Annotated in this window: 10 protein-coding genes and 1 rRNA gene (1 of these 11 only partly in view); 10 read left to right on the forward strand and 1 reads right to left on the reverse strand. The window is 61.6% G+C overall.

The window, feature by feature from the left end; all coding sequences use genetic code 11:
* The first annotated feature begins 22 nt into the window (after window positions 1–22).
* From E5720_RS15345 to E5720_RS15355, 3 genes are read left to right on the forward strand one after another with little or no spacing between them, the layout of a single operon-like run.
* A complete protein-coding gene (locus tag E5720_RS15345; RefSeq protein WP_136171362.1) occupies window positions 23–1,696 on the forward strand; it encodes an alkaline phosphatase D family protein in 1,674 nt (557 codons plus the stop codon).
* 44 nt (window positions 1,697–1,740) lie between these two features.
* Window positions 1,741–2,583: a rhodanese-related sulfurtransferase gene (locus E5720_RS15350; RefSeq protein ID WP_136171363.1), complete on the forward strand. Its 843-nt coding sequence runs from the start codon at window positions 1,741–1,743 to the stop codon at window positions 2,581–2,583.
* The gene (locus E5720_RS15355) at window positions 2,573–3,460 is read left to right on the forward strand and encodes a pseudouridine synthase (protein WP_136172733.1); all 888 of its coding nucleotides are present in this window, start codon (window positions 2,573–2,575) and stop codon (window positions 3,458–3,460) included. The genes E5720_RS15350 and E5720_RS15355 overlap by 11 nt, the downstream gene beginning before the upstream one ends.
* Before the next feature lie 90 nt (window positions 3,461–3,550).
* Here the strand turns inward: E5720_RS15355 and E5720_RS15360 are convergent, their stop codons facing one another.
* On the reverse strand, window positions 3,551–9,016 hold the full coding sequence (locus tag E5720_RS15360; protein ID WP_136171364.1) for a carboxyl transferase domain-containing protein: 5,466 nt from the start codon (window positions 9,014–9,016) through the stop codon (window positions 3,551–3,553).
* Window positions 9,017–9,879: 863 nt separating this feature from the next.
* On the opposite strand from E5720_RS15360, the gene E5720_RS15365 reads away from it, so the two are divergent.
* The 7 genes from E5720_RS15365 to E5720_RS15395 all read left to right on the forward strand — a co-directional run.
* Window positions 9,880–14,556, forward strand: a complete 4,677-nt coding sequence (locus tag E5720_RS15365) for an AAA domain-containing protein (RefSeq protein ID WP_136172734.1) — start codon at window positions 9,880–9,882, stop codon at window positions 14,554–14,556.
* A 57-nt stretch (window positions 14,557–14,613) separates the two neighbouring features.
* Window positions 14,614–15,261, forward strand: coding sequence for an NAD(P)H-binding protein (locus E5720_RS15370; protein ID WP_136171365.1), 648 nt, complete (start codon window positions 14,614–14,616; stop codon window positions 15,259–15,261).
* A 58-nt stretch (window positions 15,262–15,319) separates the two neighbouring features.
* Window positions 15,320–16,519: a metallophosphoesterase gene (locus E5720_RS15375; protein ID WP_136171366.1), complete on the forward strand. Its 1,200-nt coding sequence runs from the start codon at window positions 15,320–15,322 to the stop codon at window positions 16,517–16,519.
* Complete coding sequence (locus E5720_RS15380; protein ID WP_136171367.1) at window positions 16,516–17,337, forward strand: Cof-type HAD-IIB family hydrolase; 822 nt, start codon at window positions 16,516–16,518, stop codon at window positions 17,335–17,337. Before E5720_RS15375 ends, E5720_RS15380 begins: the two co-directional genes overlap by 4 nt.
* A gap of 126 nt (window positions 17,338–17,463) precedes the next feature.
* Window positions 17,464–18,000, forward strand: a complete 537-nt coding sequence (locus E5720_RS15385; protein ID WP_247595984.1) for an LpqN/LpqT family lipoprotein — start codon at window positions 17,464–17,466, stop codon at window positions 17,998–18,000.
* Between the two features lie 36 nt (window positions 18,001–18,036).
* On the forward strand, window positions 18,037–19,455 hold the full coding sequence (locus E5720_RS15390) for a plasmid pRiA4b ORF-3 family protein (RefSeq protein WP_136171368.1): 1,419 nt from the start codon (window positions 18,037–18,039) through the stop codon (window positions 19,453–19,455).
* A gap of 474 nt (window positions 19,456–19,929) precedes the next feature.
* Window positions 19,930–20,085: ribosomal RNA gene (locus E5720_RS15395) — 16S ribosomal RNA — on the forward strand; it runs 1,362 nt beyond the window's last position.

Raw genomic sequence — 20,085 nt, forward strand, 5'->3', positions numbered from 1 at the left:
CTCGATCACATCAACTTGTGACGTGACCGTGAAAAAAGGTGTGTCCAGGCGTGGATTTCTTCGGTCCTCGTCCATCGCAGTGGCAGCGGTCGGAGCAGCTTCGGCGGTCCCGGTTCTCGCTCACGCGCAACAGGGCTCGTTCGTCCCGTTTCAGCACGGCGTCGCCTCGGGTGATCCGACGCCCGAGGCCGTCATTCTGTGGACTCGGGTAACTCCGACTCCTGATGCCCTCCCCGGTTCCGGTATCGGGCCCGTGAGCGAGGTTCGATGGAGGGTGGCTACCGATCCGGAGCTGACGGCGATCGTCCGCAGCGGCACCGTGGCGACGAGCCCGGACTCCGATCACACTGTCAAAGTCGACGTCGACGGCCTTTCCCCGGCGACGACGTATTACTACAGCTTCGAAGTCCAGGGTGGCGACGCAGCAGGCACGCAATCCGTTGTCGGCACGACCCGCACGGCCCCGGCCAACGACGCCGAACTCGACGGACTCAGGTTCGGTGTCGTCTCGTGCGCCAACTGGGAGTCCGGATTCTTCGGCGCCTACCGCCATCTGGCCACACGCACCGATCTCGACGCGATCATCCATCTCGGCGACTACATCTACGAGTACGAGACCGGTGGTTTTGCCGGCAAGAACGGGGTCGTTCGGCAGCACGATCCGGTTCACGAGATCGTCAGTTTGCAGGATTACCGGATCCGCCACGGTCAGTACAAGTCCGATCCGGACCTCAAAGCCGCTCACCTCGGCGTGCCGTGGATCTGCACGTGGGACGATCACGAATCGGCCAACGATGCGTACGACGGTGGCGCTCAGACTCATCAGCCCGAGACCGAGGGACCGTGGTCGGTTCGTAAGGCGAACTCGGTACAGGCCTATTTCGAATGGATGCCCGTACGCGCAGCCGGTACCCCGCAGAATCGCCACATCTACCGACGGTTGCGCTTCGGGACGTTGCTCGAGCTGTCGATGCTGGATTTGCGAAGCTATCGGTCCCAGCAGGTGTTGCCATTCCAGGGCGGCGACGTCGATTCCCCGAATCGCACGATCACCGGAGCGGACCAGATGGAGTGGCTCACCGAGGGACTGGTGAGTTCGCCGGCGCAGTGGAAGATCGTCGGGAATCCGGTCATGATCACCCCGGTTCTTCTCCCTCCGCTCGAGAGCGAAGCTGCTGCCGCGCTGACCGGCCTGCTCGGGATTCCAGCTGGTGGGTTGCCATACAACGCCGATCCATGGGACGGGTACACCGCGGACCGTAAGCGGCTGCTCGGCGCGATCGCAGAGAAGAACGTGCGCAACACAGTCTTCATCACCGGCGATATTCACTCGTCATGGGCATGTGACGTTCCAGTCGATGCAGCACGCTACTTCCAGACCGGTGGTGTCGCCACCGAGCTCGTCGTCACGTCGGTGTCCTCGGCGAACATCGATGATCTGACGAAGACGGACCCGCACACGCTCAGCAGAGTCGCCGAGGCCGCATTGACCACGCTCAACCGTCACATCAAATACGTCGACCTCGACAGTCACGGGTTCGGCGTCTTCGATGTGACGCCCGCGGGCGTCCAGATGGATCACTGGTACCTCGATGCCAAGGAAGACCCGCTCAGCGGCATCTATTGGGGTGCGGGATTTGCGGTTCCCGACGGGTTGGCGCGGGTGGATCCGGTAGCTCTACCCGTTCGCGCGTAGTCGCTCCTTACACCGACTCGGTACGCACCGGCATACTTACATCTATGGCTGTACCGAAAATCGTGCTGTTCTACGTCTTCACCCCACTACCGGACCCGGAGGCAATCCGGCTGTGGCAGCACACGCTGGCCGCGTCCAACAATCTCGGTGGCAGGATCATCATCTCCGAGCATGGGATCAATGCAACCGTCGGCGGCGAACTCGCCGACGTCAAGCGCTATGTGCGAGGAACGCGGAGTTACCCGGCCTTCAAAGACGCCGACATCAAGTGGTCGGAGGGACTGGGGGAGGACTTCCCGCGGCTTTCGGTCAAGGTCCGGTCGGAGATCGTGACCTTCGGGGCAGCGGAGGAACTGAAGGTCGACGCAGACGGAGTGGTCGGTGGGGGAGTGCACCTGAATCCCGCGCAAGTGAACGAACTTGTCGATCGTCGTGGTGATGACGTCGTCTTCTTCGACGGCCGCAATGCGTTCGAGGCGCAGATCGGCAAATTCAAGAATGCTGTGGTGCCCGAAGTGGACACCACCCGCGATTTCCTCGCGCAACTGGACTCGGGGCAGTTCGATCATCTGAAGAAGAGTCCCGTCGTCACTTACTGCACCGGTGGGGTGCGATGCGAGGTGCTTTCTTCGCTGATGCGCTCACGAGGTTTCGAAGAGGTCTATCAGCTCGACGGCGGAATAGTGCGCTACGCGGAGGCCTACGGCGACGATGCGCTGTGGGAGGGATCGCTGTACGTATTCGACAAGCGCATGAAGATCGACTTCTCCGACCACACGTCGGTGATCGGCCGCTGCACTGTGTGCACGAACCCGACTTCTCGGTACCAGGATTTCGACGACGACGAGGGCCGCGGGCTCCGCCTGGTCTGTGTCGATTGTGCCTGAGCCACTTCCGTACCGGCACGGTTTGGCGCCATTGCGCATTCGGCTTCCACACGAGGATTCCTCGAAGACCGTGCTCGAGTACCTCGGTCGCGAGTACTCGGCCGACCTGTGGGAGCAGTCGATGGTCTCCGGCGAGGTCGTCGACGAGAAGGGGCGGCCGTGGTGCAGCGAAAGTGCTTATGCTCCTGGACGATTCGTGTACTTCTACCGAGACCCCGCTCCGGAGACCCCGGTGCCGTTCGAGATGGACATCCTCTATGACGGAGACGGCATCGTCGTGGTCGACAAGCCGCACTTTCTGGCAACGATCCCTCGGGGAAGGCACGTCACCGAGACCGCGACGGTGCGTGCGCGTCGGATGTTCGATTGCCCGGATCTCACGCCTGCCCATCGGCTCGATCGGGCGACGGCGGGAGTTCTGATCTTCACCCGCACCAAGGAACTCCGACGGCCGTACCAGGAGCTTTTCGCGTCGAGATCGGTACTCAAAGAGTACGAGGCGATCGCGCCTTACGATCCGACACTGCAATTGCCGCGGGTGATTCGGAGTCGAATCATCAAAGAACACGGGGTCATGGTCGCCCATGAGGAACCAGGCGAGCCGAACAGTGAAACACGGGTCGAAATGATCGAGATCCTGGGTGAACGCGCGCGCTATCGACTCTTCCCGAAAACAGGCAAGACGCACCAGTTGCGAATTCACCTGTCTTCGATGGGCATACCCATCGAAGGTGATCCGTTCTATCCAGAGTATCGGTCGGTACCGGGCGACGACTTCACCGAACCCCTGAGGCTTCTGGCGCGGGCGGTGGAATTCGAAGACCCGATCACCGGCGTTTCGCGTCGCTTCCGAAGCAATCGAAGTCTGTCCGACTGAACTGTTCTCGGCTGAGCGCCGATCGAGACATCGGACAACGAACGCACCCCCGGCCGCAGAGCGGCCGGGGGTGCGTTCGAGGTGAAATCGCTACTGCGCGCGAGCCATTCCACGCTCTATGGCAGCGATGATCTGCGGACGTAGCTCGGCAGCGGGGACGATATGATCCACCGACCCGACCTTCTGTGCGCGTTGGATGTTGTGAATCGCCTCGAATTCGGCGGCCACTTCACCGAGCTTCGAGTTGCGGACGTTGCCGCGCTCGGTTGCCAACTCCACGCGGATGCGCGCGCGTTCGGCGTCCGTCTCGGCGGCCGTCAGCTTCGCCTCGATGTCGCGGACGCGCGGATCGGCTGCAGTCCTGGCGTTGACGTCCCGCGTGAACACCACTGCCGCTGCCGGTGCGCCACCGAGAACCGAAGCGAACGATCCCTCGACTGCCAACACCTCCATGTTGTCGTTGAGTGCTCCGGAGAACACCACGAATGCGCCTCCGTGGTAGCGCGATACGACGCAGAACACGACCGGACCGTCGAAGTTGACTATCGCGCGGCCGATCTCGGCGCCGTACTCGAGCTGAATATTGCGTAGGGATTCCGGTGAACCGTCGAACCCGGACAGGTTGGCGAGCACCACGATCGGCCGGCTTCCGCTGGCGGCGTTGATGGCCCGTGCGGTCTTCTTCGAGGAATTCGGGAACAGTGTGCCCGAGGTCCACTGGTCGGGACCGTCGGACGGGAACCATCCCTTACGCGGGATCGCCCGCGACTCGATGCCGATGACGCTGACCGGAATACCCGCCAGGTGGGCGTCGAAGACGACCGAAGTGTCCGCGTCGGCCATGTCTGCCCACCGTTCGAGGACGGTGTGATCCTGGTCGACGACGGCACGCATGACCGTGCGAATGTCGAACGGCTTCTTACGATCCGGGTTGGTTGCGGAGGAGAAGATGTCACCGACGGTGGTGAAGTCGCTAGACGGGTGGACGTGGGGGTAGCTCCGCACGTCGCGTTCGGTCGGGTCGGTGGTGAGTGCGCGTCGCGGGAACTTCTCACCCGGTGCCGTATAGGCATGTTCGTAGTGCGCGAAGAGCACCTCACACGCGGCACGCAGGTTCGGCGCCCAGTACTGTGCCTGGCCGTTCGGGCCCATGACTCGGTCGTAACCGCCGATGCCGAAGTTGTCCTCGGCGGAGACGCCGCCGGAGTAGTCGAGTGACTGCTTGCCGGTCAGGACCATGGCACTGTCCGGGGTCATCACGAGAATGCCCTTGGTGTGCGCCAACATCGTGGCCTCGGCATTCCAGTACGGCTGTGCGCCGACGTTGATGCCTGCGACGACGATGTTGATCTCGCCGCCTGCCTGGGTGAACGTGATGATGCGACGAAGCCCACGCGATACCCAGTCCATGTTCTCGGTACCGGTACTCATCGAGATGGTGGCACCGGAGGAAAGGGCGAACCACTCGACCGGAGCGCCGAGGCGCTCGGCAAGGTCGATTGCTGCGACGATCCGCGAGCACTCGGCCTCGGCAACGGTTCCCAGCGACTTGGTCGGGTCACCGAACAAGGCAATTCGGGTGACGCCTTCGGGATAGCGATCGGACGGAGTCGACACGAGTCCGACGATGATGCCCGCTGTATTCCGGCCGTACGGTCGATCGACAGGAGCCAGGGTGGCGGTCTCGTCGAAGTCGTACTCGGTGAACGTCCCACTCGAGCCCGTGAGCAGGGGGATCAGCTCGTATGGGTACACGGTTCCGCGTGCCTGCGAGCGCTGAACCTTCTGGGTGTATTCGTCCAGCGGGCGTAGTGGCTCGGTCGGCCTGTCGGTGACCTTGGCGACGACACCCGCGCCGGAGCGATACGAGAATCGGATTGCGACCTCGCGAACAGGCGCACTCGGTCGGTTCCTCAGCCTGGCGATCATCGTGATTTCTTCGAGCCCGGCACCGATGGTGGACGGCGCAATGTGCCGTGCAATTGCAGCGAGGCGATCCTCGGGCACATCGAGTACCGGCCACACGTAGAGCGTGACACGGTTCGCGTCGAGCCGGTTCTTACCCCGCTGGCTCTGGGCGCGCCGGATCCCGTCGAGGCAGGAGGCGACGGTTCTTTCGATCTCGGGAACAGCGACGACGATGCCGTTGTCATCGAGTTGCGTTGTCACTCCACGAATTTCGGCAAGAGCCATCAATCGCTCGTCGGACGGATTCTCTTTCGCCGTCAGATGGAACAAGTAAGTTCCGGGCGTTGCGGGAAGCCTGGTGCCGTCGAAGTTCTTGAGGCGCCAGAGATCCAGGCGCTGCCCGGTCAATGGATGCATGTCGCGAATGGCGAGATCCTCGGCCAAAGGTTCGGAACCCTCGACGCTCGGGCGTCGGAACGTTACATGGCGAATATCGGTGCCGCATACGGTGATCGTGATCCGACGCCAGTTCTTGGTCCGAGGATGTTCGGTGAGAACGGACTGGACGGTCCTCGCGATGTCGTCGCCGCTGGCCGGGGCATCGGGCCACGCCAGATACAGGTCGACGGCGAGGTGTTCCGGAGCAGGCCCGGCGATGTCGTCGATCGCATCGATCGTGGCGGACAGCGTAGCGAACGTGGTTGCGGCCGAGACCAACTGGAGTCGCTCGCCGGCGAGCTCGAAATTACCGGTGACGAAACGAACCCCGTCTCGGTCGAATGCCTCGACGTCTTCGAGATCGCGGATCTCGTAATACTGGCGAGTGATGACCTCGAGCAGTGCACCGGGCGCGTCGATCCGTGAACCCAGCAGATCGATCAACGGCTCGGGGGTGGAGACGAGCGCATCGATGCGAGCTGCGTAGTCCGACGCGTCGGGGTTTTCGGCAAGGTACTGCAAGCTGCCACGGACCCCGTCGTGGACCTGGTCGCGTGAACGACGGATCGAAGGGGCGTCGAAAAGACGAAAGCGCAGGTTGCGAGCGACGTCACCGATGATGGGGTACCGGGCTTGAGTCGCAACGATCAGCCGCTCGAGAACCTCACCGATGGCCGAACCTGCAGCGGGCTGTGCTGCCGAGTCCGTCATCCAACGATCGAGGAGTGCCGAGACGACCGGAACTTGATTCTCGATACGTTGAAGTGCGAGGAAGACCCGATACACGGCCTCTTCGAGTTCTGGACTGCGTTCGAGGTCCTCGGCGCCGTAGTGCTTGAGTGCACGAGAAAGCTTGCCGCGGAACGATTCCGGCAGTCCCTGGATGTCTGCGTCGAGAGAGTGCAGAAATGAGTGGAAGTGTTCGCGCGGGCTGTGCACCCGTTCGTCCGTGTTCTCCTCGTCCATGGTGGGACGGTTGCGGGAGAGTTCGCACATATCGGCGAATGTGTTGAGCAGTGCCAACTCTGCGTCGACGACCTGAGAATCGTCGCACGCTACCTCGTTGCGCACTGTCTCGTAGTCGGAGAGCAGAGCCTGTACACGGGAGGCATTGACGTCGAAACCGGTGATGAGGGCTGACAGCTCGTCGAGATACGACAGCGCTTTGCATCGCGGTGTCTCACCCTCGGGTCGGTCCACGATACGAAACTCCACCCGAGCTGTCTGCGTGGATGCCTTCTGCTCGCCGGCCTGATCGACACGCAGCAGCGCGGCACCGGAATCGACCTGGCCGTTGACCGAGGCCAAGACCTCGCGTACGCGGCCGGCGTACGGCGACCGGACAGCAGTTTCCATCTTCATGCTCTCGAGCACGACCAAGGTCTGGCCTGCCTCGACCTCGTCACCGACCGCAACCGGCACGGCAACGACGACGGCGGGCGCTGGAGCACGGACCAGTCCGGCTTCGTCCTGGCTTATCTGATGACTGATGCCATCTACCTCGACGAGGAAGTGCGCGGCGCCGGCGACGGTGACGATCGAAAAGCGGCGATTGCCGAGGACGAGGCGGCTCTCGTACTGACCGAGGCGCTCGATGTCGACCTGAACAACGCCACTGTCTCCATCGACGCGGTAGAGGTGCGGTCCGATCTGACCGACGCCGAGCTTGTATGCCTGACCCTGGTAGTTCAGTTCTACGGTCCGGCCGATGGTGTGGCTTGCACGAGGACGGCCACCGCGGGCCGAGGACAGGAATGCGGCACGCTCGCGTCCTTCCTCGACGTCGTAGGCATCGATTGCTGCGGCGATGAGCGCGATGTCTGCCACGGCCGTCGGGCCGGTGGCCGTTCCTGCTTCGGATCTATCGAGCCAGCCGGTGTCGGCGGAGGCGGAAACGACCTCTTCACGGTCGAGTAGATCGATCAGAAACGACTTGGTGGTCGTTCCACCGTCGATGACGACAGTCGTCTCGCGGAGCGCGTTGCGCAGCCGGGCGAGTGCTTCACCTCGGTCACGCCCCCATGCGATGACCTTCGCCACCATGGAGTCGTAGTCGGGGGGAATGACGTCGCCCTGTGCAATGCCGGTGTCGACGCGGATGCCGCTGCCGAGGGGAAACTTGAGAAGTTCGACGGTTCCCGGTGCGGGTGCGAAACCGTTGTCGGCGTCCTCGGCGTTCAGACGCGCTTCGATGGCGTGGCCGAACTCGGGTGGGCAATCACCTTCGAGGTGATCACCGTTGGCGACGAGAATTTGCAGTTTCACCAGGTCGATACCCGTGGTGAATTCGGTGATGGGGTGTTCGACCTGGAGTCGGGTGTTGACTTCGAGGAAGGTGAAGATCTTCTGCTCGGGCTGGTAGAGGTACTCCACTGTCCCAGCGCCGGTGTACGAGGCGGCGCGCACGAGTTCGCTGGAGACGGTGCGCAGGTGATCGGCTTGCTCTTGCGTCAGGACCGGCGAGCTGGATTCTTCGATGACCTTCTGATTGCGACGCTGGATGGAGCAGTCGCGTACGCCCGGAGCCCAGACGTTGCCGTGGTTGTCGGCGATGACCTGGACCTCGACGTGGCGGGCGTCGGTGACGAGTCGCTCGATGAATACCACCGGGTCGCCGAACGAGCGTTCGGCTTCACCCTGCGTACGTTCGAGTGCGAGTTCGAGTTCGCTCTCCTCGTAGACCTTGCGGATGCCGCGACCGCCGCCACCGCTGCGAGCCTTGATGATCAGTGGGTAGCCGATGGCCTGTGCGTGCCTGCGAGCGTCGGCTCGTGTTTCGACGGGTCCGCCGCTCCACGGTGCGACGGGAACACCGACCCGTTCGGCGAGTAGTTTCGCCTCGACTTTGTCCCCGAGGAGGCGCATCGCGTCGGCGGAAGGTCCGATGAAGGTGATCTTCAGTCGTGCACAGAGGTCGGCGAACGCTGGATCTTCGGCGACGAAGCCCCATCCGACCCACACGGCGTCAGCGCCGGATTCGACGAGTGCCCGCTCGAGTTCTGCGTGATCGAGGTACGCGGAACCCACCTCGGGCTTACGTAGAACGACGGTCTCGTCGGCCCGCCTGACGAACATTGCGCGGCGTTCTGCCTCGGTGTGGAGGGCGACCGTCCGAATGCCGTAGTCGAACTCGGCGTTGAGTTCCTTGACGGCCCTGATCAGGCGTACTGCCGCCTCGCCTCTGTTCACTACTGCAATCCGTTTGAACAACGTTTCTCTCTCCGTCAGGTGGGTGAAAATGCTTTTCTCGAATGCCGGCACGTCGAACGCCCGCGGGTTCTTGTCACATATCGGGCTTGCTGGGGATCGAACGACACACTCGATCTCGAGAAGCTTGTGTGTGGACGAAAGTGGGAGTCGATGTAACAGCCCCCACGCATCGACCTCGATCTCGTTCGTTACCCCGCTGATCCCTCGTCGAAGACGTGGAACAGGTCTGAATGTCGTCTTATTCTAACGGATCACACGATTCTTACCATGTCAACGGCGATATGGGTCGATGTGATTGATCTCGCTTCGTTCAAACCTTCACTACGGCAATGTATTTCACCGAAGTTTTGAAATGCTGCCAAAAAAGGTCGCCGAATGCTTGACGGAATACTGACGAGTAGCGTTGCGACAACGGACATTTCGGTGTCGGCGACGACCATTCATTACCGGCAGGTACGTTACCGGTCGGTACGTGTCACTCGGCACCGATTGGAATCGGACATAAAACGCGAAATTCAGAATCCGGGCCCGAAACTGCCGATCGAGCGCGATAGGGCATCCGCTGTGAACCCGAATGGGCTTTTTCTTCCACTTCTTGTGATCTACCACGACGAAAAGAACCTAGGGTCCGTAGACCATGATCAACCCGGACACAGAGACTAGTCTGGTGCGTGCGCGCAAGCACCGTCCCGGTTAAAGGACGGCCGTTCGAGGATTTCAGAGGTTCAACAGTGTCGAATGCATCGGTTCCCGATCGTGGCCAGCAGCCGGATCCCAGCAGGGGCCCGGCTGAAGGGGGCGTTTTCGTGGAGGGCGAAGTATTGACGGAAGGGCATGAAGAGCTCACGGACAGGGTTCTGCGCATGCTGCAATTCCTGCGCGAGATCGTCACCGCTCGCACCGAGCCCGTTTTGCATTACGAAAAACACCTTCGTGTCGAGTGGCTTCAGGCCGACTCGCCCGCGTCTCACCTGGATGCGTCGGCAGAGCAAGGCGGCGTCGTACTCAGGGCCCGGCGGGTCGAGTTCGAAGAACCGCCGAAGCTCCCGGAGATCCTCGAAGGATTCGTCGATACCGAGATGGTGGCCGACAGCCGTCATCTGGATATCGAATTGATCGAGTCGGCTTTGGCATCACCTACGAGCGAGGACGTCGATGCCGACGCCGACTTCGATGTCCGACATGCCTACCAGGTTCGACGTGCGTTCGAAACGTATTCGACCGAGTGGCGTCGATGGGCAGAATCGGATCGAGAGCAGCGACCGGAAGCCTCGCTCTACCACGCTCTTCAGCTGATGATGCAAGAACTGACTTCGCAACCGGAGTCAATCGAGCTGGTAGTCGCCTCAGGCCTGTTGAGTCTTTCGGCTCAGGGAACTGCAGAAGCGGTCGAGACGCACTTGCTGACCCAGTCGGCAGCAATCGAGTTGGACGTCCGCACCGGAGACCTGCTGGTCAAGCTCGCTGCCAATTCTCAACCGCGATTCGAGGACACTCAGCTGCTGACCGGCCGGGCCGGATTCGACCCGTCCGGTTCGGTGAAGATGCAGGGTGACCTGCCGAGGCGCATCACCTCACCTCTCGACGACGACGTCGTGTCCCTACTCGTGGAGTGGGCCGATACTGCGCTGGACATACCGGTCGACGTTCGAGCCGATCTGGATCGGCCGTTTACCGCCGACGCTCCCGAGTGTGGGGCGACGGTGACGTTGTCGCCCGCCCTGGTCATGCGTAAACGAAATGCCTTTGCGCTGCGTGACTACTACGAACAGATGATCGCGGATCTTGCCAAGCCAGGTTCGAGGCTTCCGCTCGGTTTGGCGCAGTTGGTGGAGCCCATCGAACCCGCCGAACGCTTGGCCTGGTTGGAGCGAATGGGTGCGGCCGAGACTCGGTCGCTCGCTACGGATCCACTCTTTCCGCTTCCGGCGAACGCCGAACAGTCGCAGATCCTGCGCAGGCTAGGCCGTGACAGCGGTGTAGTGGTCGAAGGTCCTCCCGGTACCGGGAAGACGCACACCATCGCGAATCTGGTGTCGGCATTGCTCGCCCGCGGCCAGCGTGTGCTCGTCACCAGTGAGAAGTCACAGGCGCTTCGCGTGCTTCGGGACAAACTTCCACCCGAACTTCAGGAGCTTTGCGTCTCGATCACCGATCTCGGGCGCGGTGGATCCGAGGAGCTCAATCGCAGTGTCGCTCGTATCGCAGATCGCAAAGCGGCGTACAACGACGTGGATGCGGCCGAGAAGATCGCGTCATTGACCGCGCGACGGTCGGATGCTTCGGCGCGGCGTGCCGTGCTGCTCGATGCCATCGCTGACCTGCGCGTGTCGGAAACTGTTGTGCATCAGTATGTTTCCGATGGATTCGAGGGAACCGCGGCTGCGATCGTCCGCAAGGTCAAGGCAGCGGAAGAGGCTCACGAGTGGCTGCCGGGACCGCTGTCGACGGATCGCCCCACGCTGATCGGAACCGAGGTGGATCGGCTGCGGAAGTTGATCGCGACCGCGCCGGACGGGCGTGCGGCCCGAGCTGGGCAGTCACTCCCACGGCTGGATACCATTCTGCCGAATTCGGCCGAACTACGATTGTTGTGTCGGCGAGCGAGCGCCAAGGTTCATGTGGAGTCCGAGCATTCGTCCAGGCTTGTCGAGTTCCTCGGCGGAGTCGATCCGGCTGCAGCTCTGGGTATTCGGCAACTGTGCGAAGAACTCGACGCGCGAGTGCGTGACGTTCTCGAACTGGACCAACTCTTCCAGCAATTGACCGATTCCGTGTTGTCCGGCGAAGCTGCGCACCTTTGGTCACGGGTAAGCGGTATTTCCTCCATGGCCGAGGTTGCGGCTCGGGCCGATCGCTTCATCGGTGCCCATGATGTGCAGTGTTCCTCGTCGACGACCGCTGCGCTCAACGCGATGGAATCCCTCACTGTCGCTTTGGAATCGGGGATCGAGTGGAAGCTTCGGTTCCGAAAAAGCGAACAGCAGCGTGTGGTCGAGGATCTTGGTATCACGGCGACCGTCGATGGCGTTCCAGTTGCGTCGGCGAGCGCCGGCAGGCTCGTGACAGAGCACATTCGTGCTCTCGATATCGTAAGCACCGCGGCGACCCTGCTCGGGGACCTGCGGATCTCGGTGTCCACCGACGGACCCCGGTCACGACGTGTGAACGATCTTCGGCTCGTCAGTGACAAGCTGACGTTGGTGGCAGGTGTTCTGCATGCGCGCGACGCGTTGGTCGAGAAGCTGTACGCAGTGTCGCCTTCGGCACCGTGGATTCGAAGCCTCGACGACGCGGCGCAGTTCGCTGGGTCGGCAAGGGCGATTGCTACCCGTATCGATGCAGACGTGGCCACGGCCGAACTGAGTAAAATTCTGTATTCCGTTGCAACGCAGGTGGATATCGGACCGTCTCCCGAGGGAACAGCTCTCGTGACGGCGCTGAACTCGGCCGACGAGGACGCCGTTGCCGAGGCGTCGGGGAAGTACATCGCCGCATGCCAGGAGCAGGACGATCAGCGGGTACAGGACGAGTTGGCGAAGAAACTCGCCGATGCTGCACCCGCGTTGTACCAACTGGTTCTCGACACGGCCGGTGACTCCGACTGGGATGAAATCAGTTGGCAGATGTCCAAGGCATGGGCCTGGCGTCGAGCGCGTGAGTGGGTAAGCGAACAGCATCGCGGCGGTGTCGAACATCAGCTCGATGTCGAACTGAACGCACTCGACGCTGATCTGAAGTACCTGACGGCTCAGCTGGCGGCTGCGATGGCCTGGCGCGACTGTCTCGAGCGCATGACGGCTGTGGAAGTGCGTGCGTTGCAAACGTATCGGGAACACATGTCGTCGATCGGGGCAGGCGCAGGTCGATACGCGGAAACGTTCCGCAGCGCTGCGCGCTCGGCTATGAGAGATGCGCAAAGTGCAGTTCCGGCGTGGGTCATGCCCCTCGCTCAGGTCTTGGCGACAGTGCCGCCCATAGCGGACAGTTTCGACGTCGTGATCGTCGACGAAGCCAGCCAGGCCGACATCAGCAGCCTGTTTCTGCTGTATCTCGCACCACGGGTGATCGTCGTCGGTGACGATCGGCAATGTGCACCCGCAGACGTCCCGCAGGCGGGAACGCTCGAAGACGTGTTCACCCGACTGGACGTGTACCTGCCGGATCTGCCCGAACATGTTCGTGCGACGTTGACTCCACGGTCGTCACTGTTCTCGATGCTGCGCACGCGTTTCGGCCAAGTCGTCCGTCTGCGCGAGCACTTTCGATCGATGCCGGAAATCATCAACTGGTCATCGCAACAATTCTATGGAGATTCGCCCCTGGTTCCTGTGCGTCAATTCGGCGCGGACAGGCTCCCGCCGCTTCGCCATACTTTCGTACCCGATGCATTGGTAAGAGGGAAGGGCGCTTCGCTCGTCAATCATGCCGAGGGGCAAGCCATCGCCGGTCAGATCCTCGAATGCCTTGCCGATCCCCTGTACGACGGTAAGACCTTCGGCGTCGTCGTGCTGCAGGGAACGGCTCAGGTCGATGAAATCCGAAACGAATTGATCAAGCGCATCGGAATCGACCAGTGGGCGGATCGAAGGCTCCGAGTCGGGACACCACCGGACTTTCAGGGAGACGAACGAAGCGTCGTATTCCTGTCGATGGTGGTCGCACCGAACCAGGACTTTCCCGCTCTCAGTGCAAGCCAGTACAAGAGGCGGTTCAATGTCGCGGCCTCGCGTGCGCAGGATCAACTTTGGTTGTTCCACTCGGTCACGGTCGATCGGCTCAAGCGATCCGACCTACGGAACTCGTTGCTCGCGTATGTCACATCGACCTCGCCTGCGCCTGCGAATCCGATGCCGCGCGATGTCACGCCGGATGTTCGGCGCAGCGAGTTCGAGAGTCTGTTCGAGCAGCGACTGTTCGTCGATCTGAGGGATCGTGGATATCACGTCAACCCTGGCTTCGAGGTGAACAATCGACGTATCGACCTGGTGGTCACCGGGCAGGTGTCCAGGCTCGCCGTGGAATGCGATGGTGACTCGATTCAGTCAACTCCGGAGCGTCGTCTGGCAGACCTTCAGCGCGAGCAGGAACTGAAACGTTGTGGCTGGACGTTCTGGCGCGTGCGCGAGTCGGAGTACTACCTCGATGTCGAGGCCGCTCTGGAGGATTTGTGGAATACATTGTCCGCGTTGGGAATCGAACCTAATACGATTTCGATTTCGCCCGCGGAAACGGTGACCGAGGAGTGGATTCCGGTCGATTTGGATCGATCGCACGATGATGTGCAAGCCGAGGACATGCCGGTGGACAACTCGGTGGATACGCCAGTGGATGCGCAGGCTGATCATGCAGTGGAACGTCCCGACACCAGCCTGACGAGCGCCACTGCGGAAACGCCGTGGAATGCGTGGCAGTCAGCGCCCGAAGGCGAGAAGTACGACATGTGGACGGTTCCGAGTGAAGCCCCCGAGTACCTGTTTCCGTCTGTTGAGTTGCCCATCAACGGCTATCACGATGGAGGACGTGGCCACGACAGCTGACCGAGGCAAATGCGATAGCGTGGACGGCGTCCGACTGTGTCTGTCGAAGGAGTGCCAATGTCGCGAATCGCCATTTTCGGAGGACACGGACAGGTGGCGCTCCGTCTGGCGCCGTTGCTCGTAGAGCGCGGACACGAGGTGGGGTCGATCGTTCGTAACCCGAATCACGTCGCCGACATCGCGAACGTGGGCGCCACACCGTTGGTGGCCGATATCGAGAACCTCGATGTCGAGAAGATTGCGGCGTTACTCGATGGCTTCGACACAGTCGTATGGGCTGCAGGCGCGGGCGGCGGCAGTGCGGACCGAACGTATGCCGTCGACCGTGATGCAGCAATTCGCTCGATGGACGCTGCCGGGCGAGTGGGCATCACGCGCTATGTCATGGTGTCGTATTTCGGGGCGGGGACCCAGCATGGAGTGGATCCGAGCAATTCCTTCTTCGCGTACGCGGAGGCCAAGGCGGCCGCCGACGCGTACCTGAAATCTACGTCGTTGTCCTGGACGATCCTGGGACCAAGTGCGTTGACACTCGATCCCGGTACCGGATCGATCACCACCAAAGGCAACGGTGCCACAGGCGCTTCGGTCACCCGGGACGACGTCGCAGCCGTAGTGGCCGAAACCGTCGACACTCCGGCAACCATCGGACGTGTCATCGAATTCGACAACGGCGACACCCCCATCGCAGAGGCGCTCAGCTGAGTCGGATCTCCCAGCCACTTGTCCTGGAATTTCGCCGTCTCTGCAGCGAGGAAAACACATGGCGGATTCACAACCGACCGATGACACTCAGATCCACCCGCCCGAGTCGGCGCCTTCCCGACGTAGATGGCTGATCGCACCGACAGTTCTGATCGTCCTCGCACTGCTGTTCGGCGTCCCACTGTGGACGCTTTTCTTCTCCGGTTCCGACTGGCCGTTCTCGATGCGAATATTCGGCTGCGTTCTGTTCGTCGCCGCTGCGATCGCCTTGCCGGTGTCCATGGCCCGCGGACACGCGCGCGCCCATGACCGCGCAGCACTGATCGGTGACATGTTGCTCGGAACCGTGTGGGTGCTGTTCGTGTGGAGTGCACTCGGTTGGATTGTCGGAGTGCTCCTCGCCCTTGCCGGTCTGGAAGATCCCCTGCGATCGCGAATTGTGGCTGCCGCCGTTGTCGTCGTGGTCATCGGATTGTTGGTGTGGGGCCATCACGAGGCGATGCGCGTCCCACGCATTGTCGAGCGCAGCGTGGTGGTTCCGCGTCTCGGTGCCGGACTCGACGGACTCCGGGTCGTGATGATCACCGATACGCATTACGGCCCGTTGGATCGAGCCGATTGGTCAGCGAAAGTCGTCGACGTCGTCAACACATTGGAAGCCGATGTGCTCTGTCACCTCGGAGATCTGGCAGACGGTTCGGTCCTGCGGCGGGAGCATCAGGTCCAGCCGCTTCGGGGAGCACGCGCAGCCCTGGCCAAGGTTTACGTGACGGGCAATCATGAATACTTCGGCGAAGCGCAGGACTGGCTGGATCACATGGAGACGCTGGGCTGGACGGCCCTGCACAACAAGCACCTCGTGGTCGAACGTAGCGGTGCGAGGTTGATCGTCGCTGGTGTGGACGATCGAACGGCAGCAGCTTCCACACTCGAGGGGCACGGAGCGGACCTCGATCGTGCGCTCGAGGGAGCCGACGCGGACCTGCCGGTCTTCCTCCTGGCACATCAGCCCAAACAGATCGACGAGGCAGTTCGACGCGACGTCGAAGTGCAGGTTTCCGGTCATACCCACGGCGGGCAGATCTGGCCGTTCGAGTACCTGGTCCGGCTCGATCAACCGACGGTGCATGGCCTGAGCAGGCACGGTAAGCACACCCAGCTCTACACCAGCCGCGGCACCGGTTTCTGGGGACCGCCGTTTCGAGTCTTTGCGCCCAGTGAGATCACCGTGCTCGTACTACGGACAGAGGCGCCGTGACAGTCCAACTTTTCGCCACCGACCTCGATGGCACCCTGCTTCGCTCGGACAGAACCATCTCAGCGCGTACCTCCGAAGCGATGGCGGCGGCACAGGCGTCGGGGATCGAGGTCGTCTGGGCCACGGCGCGCGCACGCCATTCGATCGACGAGTTGGCTGCCTCCTGTGGATTCACCGGTAAGGCCATCGGCGCCAACGGTGCAGTCGTGCTCGACCTCGCTGACGGCACACCGGTCGTCACCGAAACGACCGGAATCGAATCCGACGTCGTCACCACTGCTATGACCAGGGTTCGCGAGCTGGTTCCCGGAGTCGCCTTCGCCACGGTCGGTCCGACTCGGTTCGTCGCCGAGCACGACTATGCAGCGATGTGTGTTTTCGCGGACCATCATCGACACCCCCACGAGATGGACGTCTCGGTCGACGTGTTGCCCGCGGCGTCGGAGCAGACCGTCAAGATCGTCGCCCGACATCCCGAGCTGCCAAGCGTCGACCTTTTCCACGCTGTTCTTGCAGCAGGGGTAGGGGGAGTGGAGCTGACGCATTCGGGCGCACCATATATAGAGATGTCCGCTGCGGGCGTGTCGAAGGCCAGTGCTCTATCGGTGCTGTGTGCGGAACTCGGGATCGAGCGAGCTGCCGTGGCGGCTGTAGGTGACGCGTTCAACGACCTGCCGATGCTGCGCTGGGCGGGTACCGCCTTGACCACTGCCAACGCGATGGCCGAGATCAAGGCTGTCGCTCATCGCGTGCTGCCTTCGAACGATGACGACGGCGTCGCGGGGTACTTGGAAGAGCTCGTCGCCGGACGTCGATGACTGAACTACCTCGGACAGGCGCTGCTTGCCGAGAGTCTGCCGGGGTGAAGATGCCCGGCACATCGTGAGCAGCGTGCACTTTACGATCGAAAATTCTATTGTCTCGAAACGTCAGGAGATGTACGGGTGGAACAGAGCAGTGTATCCAATCGCATGACCGTCGCCCAGTACCTCGCGGCGCACGCCGTAGCGGTGACATCGGTCCATCGTGCTCAGGCCGCGAAACTCGGCATCGAGGCTCCCGTACCCGCCGGATGGCAAGCGGCGCCCGAAGGACAATTCCCCGGTGCCACCGAAGTTCTTGTCGAGCCGGGTCTGGTCGAAGGCGGGTTCGCACCGAACGCCGTATTGCTTGTGGGCTCGCTGTCCACTCGAGTCGACGCCGATGAACTCCTCGACTGCAGTTTCACCGATGCCCGCGCGATGGATGGCTGGGTCGAAACAGAGGCGAACTCCGACCCGTTCGGTGGCCATCCATCGCGGTTCATCAGGGGAACATTCGTCGCCGAGCAGTGGGAACTGGCCGTCACGACCCGGTACCTCGTCGTGCAGAGCGAAAAGCAATATCTGGTTCAACTCACGGTGACCACCTTCGCCGACCACGCAGACAAGCTGGCATTCGACATCGATGCGATCAACAGTGGCTTTCTGAACGCAGTCTGAGCCTTGCCGAAGCGCAGCCGCTACTAAGGTCGAGTAATGCGGAATCGCACTGGACGCGTACGGCACCTGACGCTGGTGCCGGACCTTTTGGACAGCTCTGACGGTCCCGAGCTCGAGATCGCCGACGATACGTTCACCAACGCGTCCGCCGACTACGGTGCTCCGGTCGCGAGATACACGATTCGAGTCTCATTGGACGGCGTCGAACCGGCAGTGTGGCGAAAGTTCGAGGTCCGGTCCGACCTCTTACTCCCCGAATTTCATCAGGTGCTGCAGCAGGTAATGGGGTGGAATGCTGCTCATTCGCACCGCTACCGGCTACGGAAGTCGGTAGCTGTCATGCGATACGACTTCGAGACCTCGCTGGTCGAAGCTGGGTCGGTGATCAACGAACAGCACGTCAGGTTGGATAGCGTTCTCGACAAAGAGGGCGACGTCATCGGATACGAATACGATTTCGGCGACGGATGGAAACACACCGTCGAACTCGAATCCCTCATCGAGTTCCACGAGGATCTTCGTACCCTGTGCCTCGACGGCGCGCGTGCGTGTCCGCCCGAGAACAGCGGAGGGCCCGTCGGCTATCGCCATCTGCTCGACGTACTCCGAGACCAGGGCCACGCGGAATACGAAAGTCTGCGGGAATCGGTTGGACCGTTCGATCCCGAGCGGTTCGAGGTAGCTCGTGTCAACGAAGGTTTTCGGGCCGGCGCTCCCGTGCGATCGGCCGAGGCCGAGGCCGCTGTCGCGTCGAAGCTGATCGCACGGCTCTTCAGCACTGCCCGGCCGGACCATATGCCCGCTCTGCTGGCGCTGCTACCGCGATGTGAGCTCACTATCGAAAGCTCTGTCGATTTACCGGTTGCAACTGTGGCGATGAAAAAACTTTTGTGGTTGCTCGAGCTCGTAGGTGACACCGGATTGCAGTTGGCGCCGGGTGGCTATTTCCCGCCGGCAGCTGTCGAAGCCATGCGCGTCGAACTCGAATGGGGACTGGGATGGATCGGAGCGAGCCTCCGTGAGGTCGACAATCACCAGGTCGCCGATCTGCGCAATGCCGCCAAGCGTCTCGGTCTGGTCCGAGTCCTCAAGGGCGCTTTGGTACGCACGAAAGCGGGAACTCGATATGCCGACGACCCCATCGGTCTCTGGAGGCATTGTGCGTCGCGAGTCCCTTTGGGCAAGGAAGCTCACGAGATCGACGGCGGAACGCTGTTTCTAGTCGCGCTCGCTTCGTCGGCATCCGCAACGCAACGGAACGCGATGATCGTGGAGACGATGCAAGCGTTGGGGTGGGGGACCAGCAAATTGGTCGACGCCCATTCCGCGGCACAACCAACGGTCGACTTCTTGGACCTGGTCGGCGCCCATGGTCCGTCGCTGTACTTCCGAAGCGAGGTGTTCGACGCTCCCAGTTGGTCGAGACGATTCGCTCGCGACGCCTTGCGGAGTTGACGTAGGCCGCTGACCAGGCGATTTGGAGATGGCGTCAGAGTCGCGTAACTTTTGTCGAGTCAGAGCGACACGGACACCGACCCGGACCGAAAGGTGCGGGACACGAGGTTGTACGGCGTTTGAACTGAAAATCCTGGATCGGCAAGATGGTGTTGTCGTGTCCGGGTGATTCGATGTGGCGGGGTTATTGACTCAGTCGCTTGGATTAGCTAGGCTGGAACGGTTGCCCCAGGCGCTGCGAGGACATTGTTTTCGTGGGTGTGTGGTGTGTGCGTGTTCTTTGAGAACTCAACAGTGTGTCGATGAATGTCAGTGCCGAATTTTATATTTGGTGAAAGCATCCGATGTGAATGATCATCCGCTTGTGGTGGTTATGGTTGGGTGTTGTTTTATAGCTAGTTGAGTTTTTTTGCTAGTGATTTGGCTCTTATGTCTTTGACTGATTAGCAGCTTCGGCTGTGATATCTAGAGTCTTTTACGGAGAGTTTGATCCTGGCTCAGGACGAACGCTGGCGGCGTGCTTAACACATGCAAGTCGAGCGGTAAGGCCCTTCGGGGTACACGAGCGGCGAACGGGTGAGTAACACGTGGGTGATCTGCCCTGCACTCTGGGATAAGCCTGGGAAACTG

The sequence above is a fragment of the Rhodococcus sp. PAMC28707 genome (assembly GCF_004795915.1).
In the GTDB taxonomy this organism is placed as follows: Bacteria; Actinomycetota; Actinomycetes; order Mycobacteriales; family Mycobacteriaceae; genus Rhodococcoides.

What these genes read in the sequence shown, in the direction of transcription:
- E5720_RS15350 (WP_136171363.1), top strand. Translation starts at nt 1,741, where the DNA reads ATGGCTGTACCGAAAATCGTGCTGTTCTACGTCTTCACCCCACTACCG.
- E5720_RS15365 (WP_136172734.1), top strand. Translation starts at nt 9,880, where the DNA reads ATGCTGCAATTCCTGCGCGAGATCGTCACCGCTCGCACCGAGCCCGTT.
- E5720_RS15370 (WP_136171365.1), top strand. Translation starts at nt 14,614, where the DNA reads ATGTCGCGAATCGCCATTTTCGGAGGACACGGACAGGTGGCGCTCCGT.
- E5720_RS15375 (WP_136171366.1), top strand. Translation starts at nt 15,320, where the DNA reads ATGGCGGATTCACAACCGACCGATGACACTCAGATCCACCCGCCCGAG.
- E5720_RS15390 (WP_136171368.1), top strand. Translation starts at nt 18,037, where the DNA reads ATGCGGAATCGCACTGGACGCGTACGGCACCTGACGCTGGTGCCGGAC.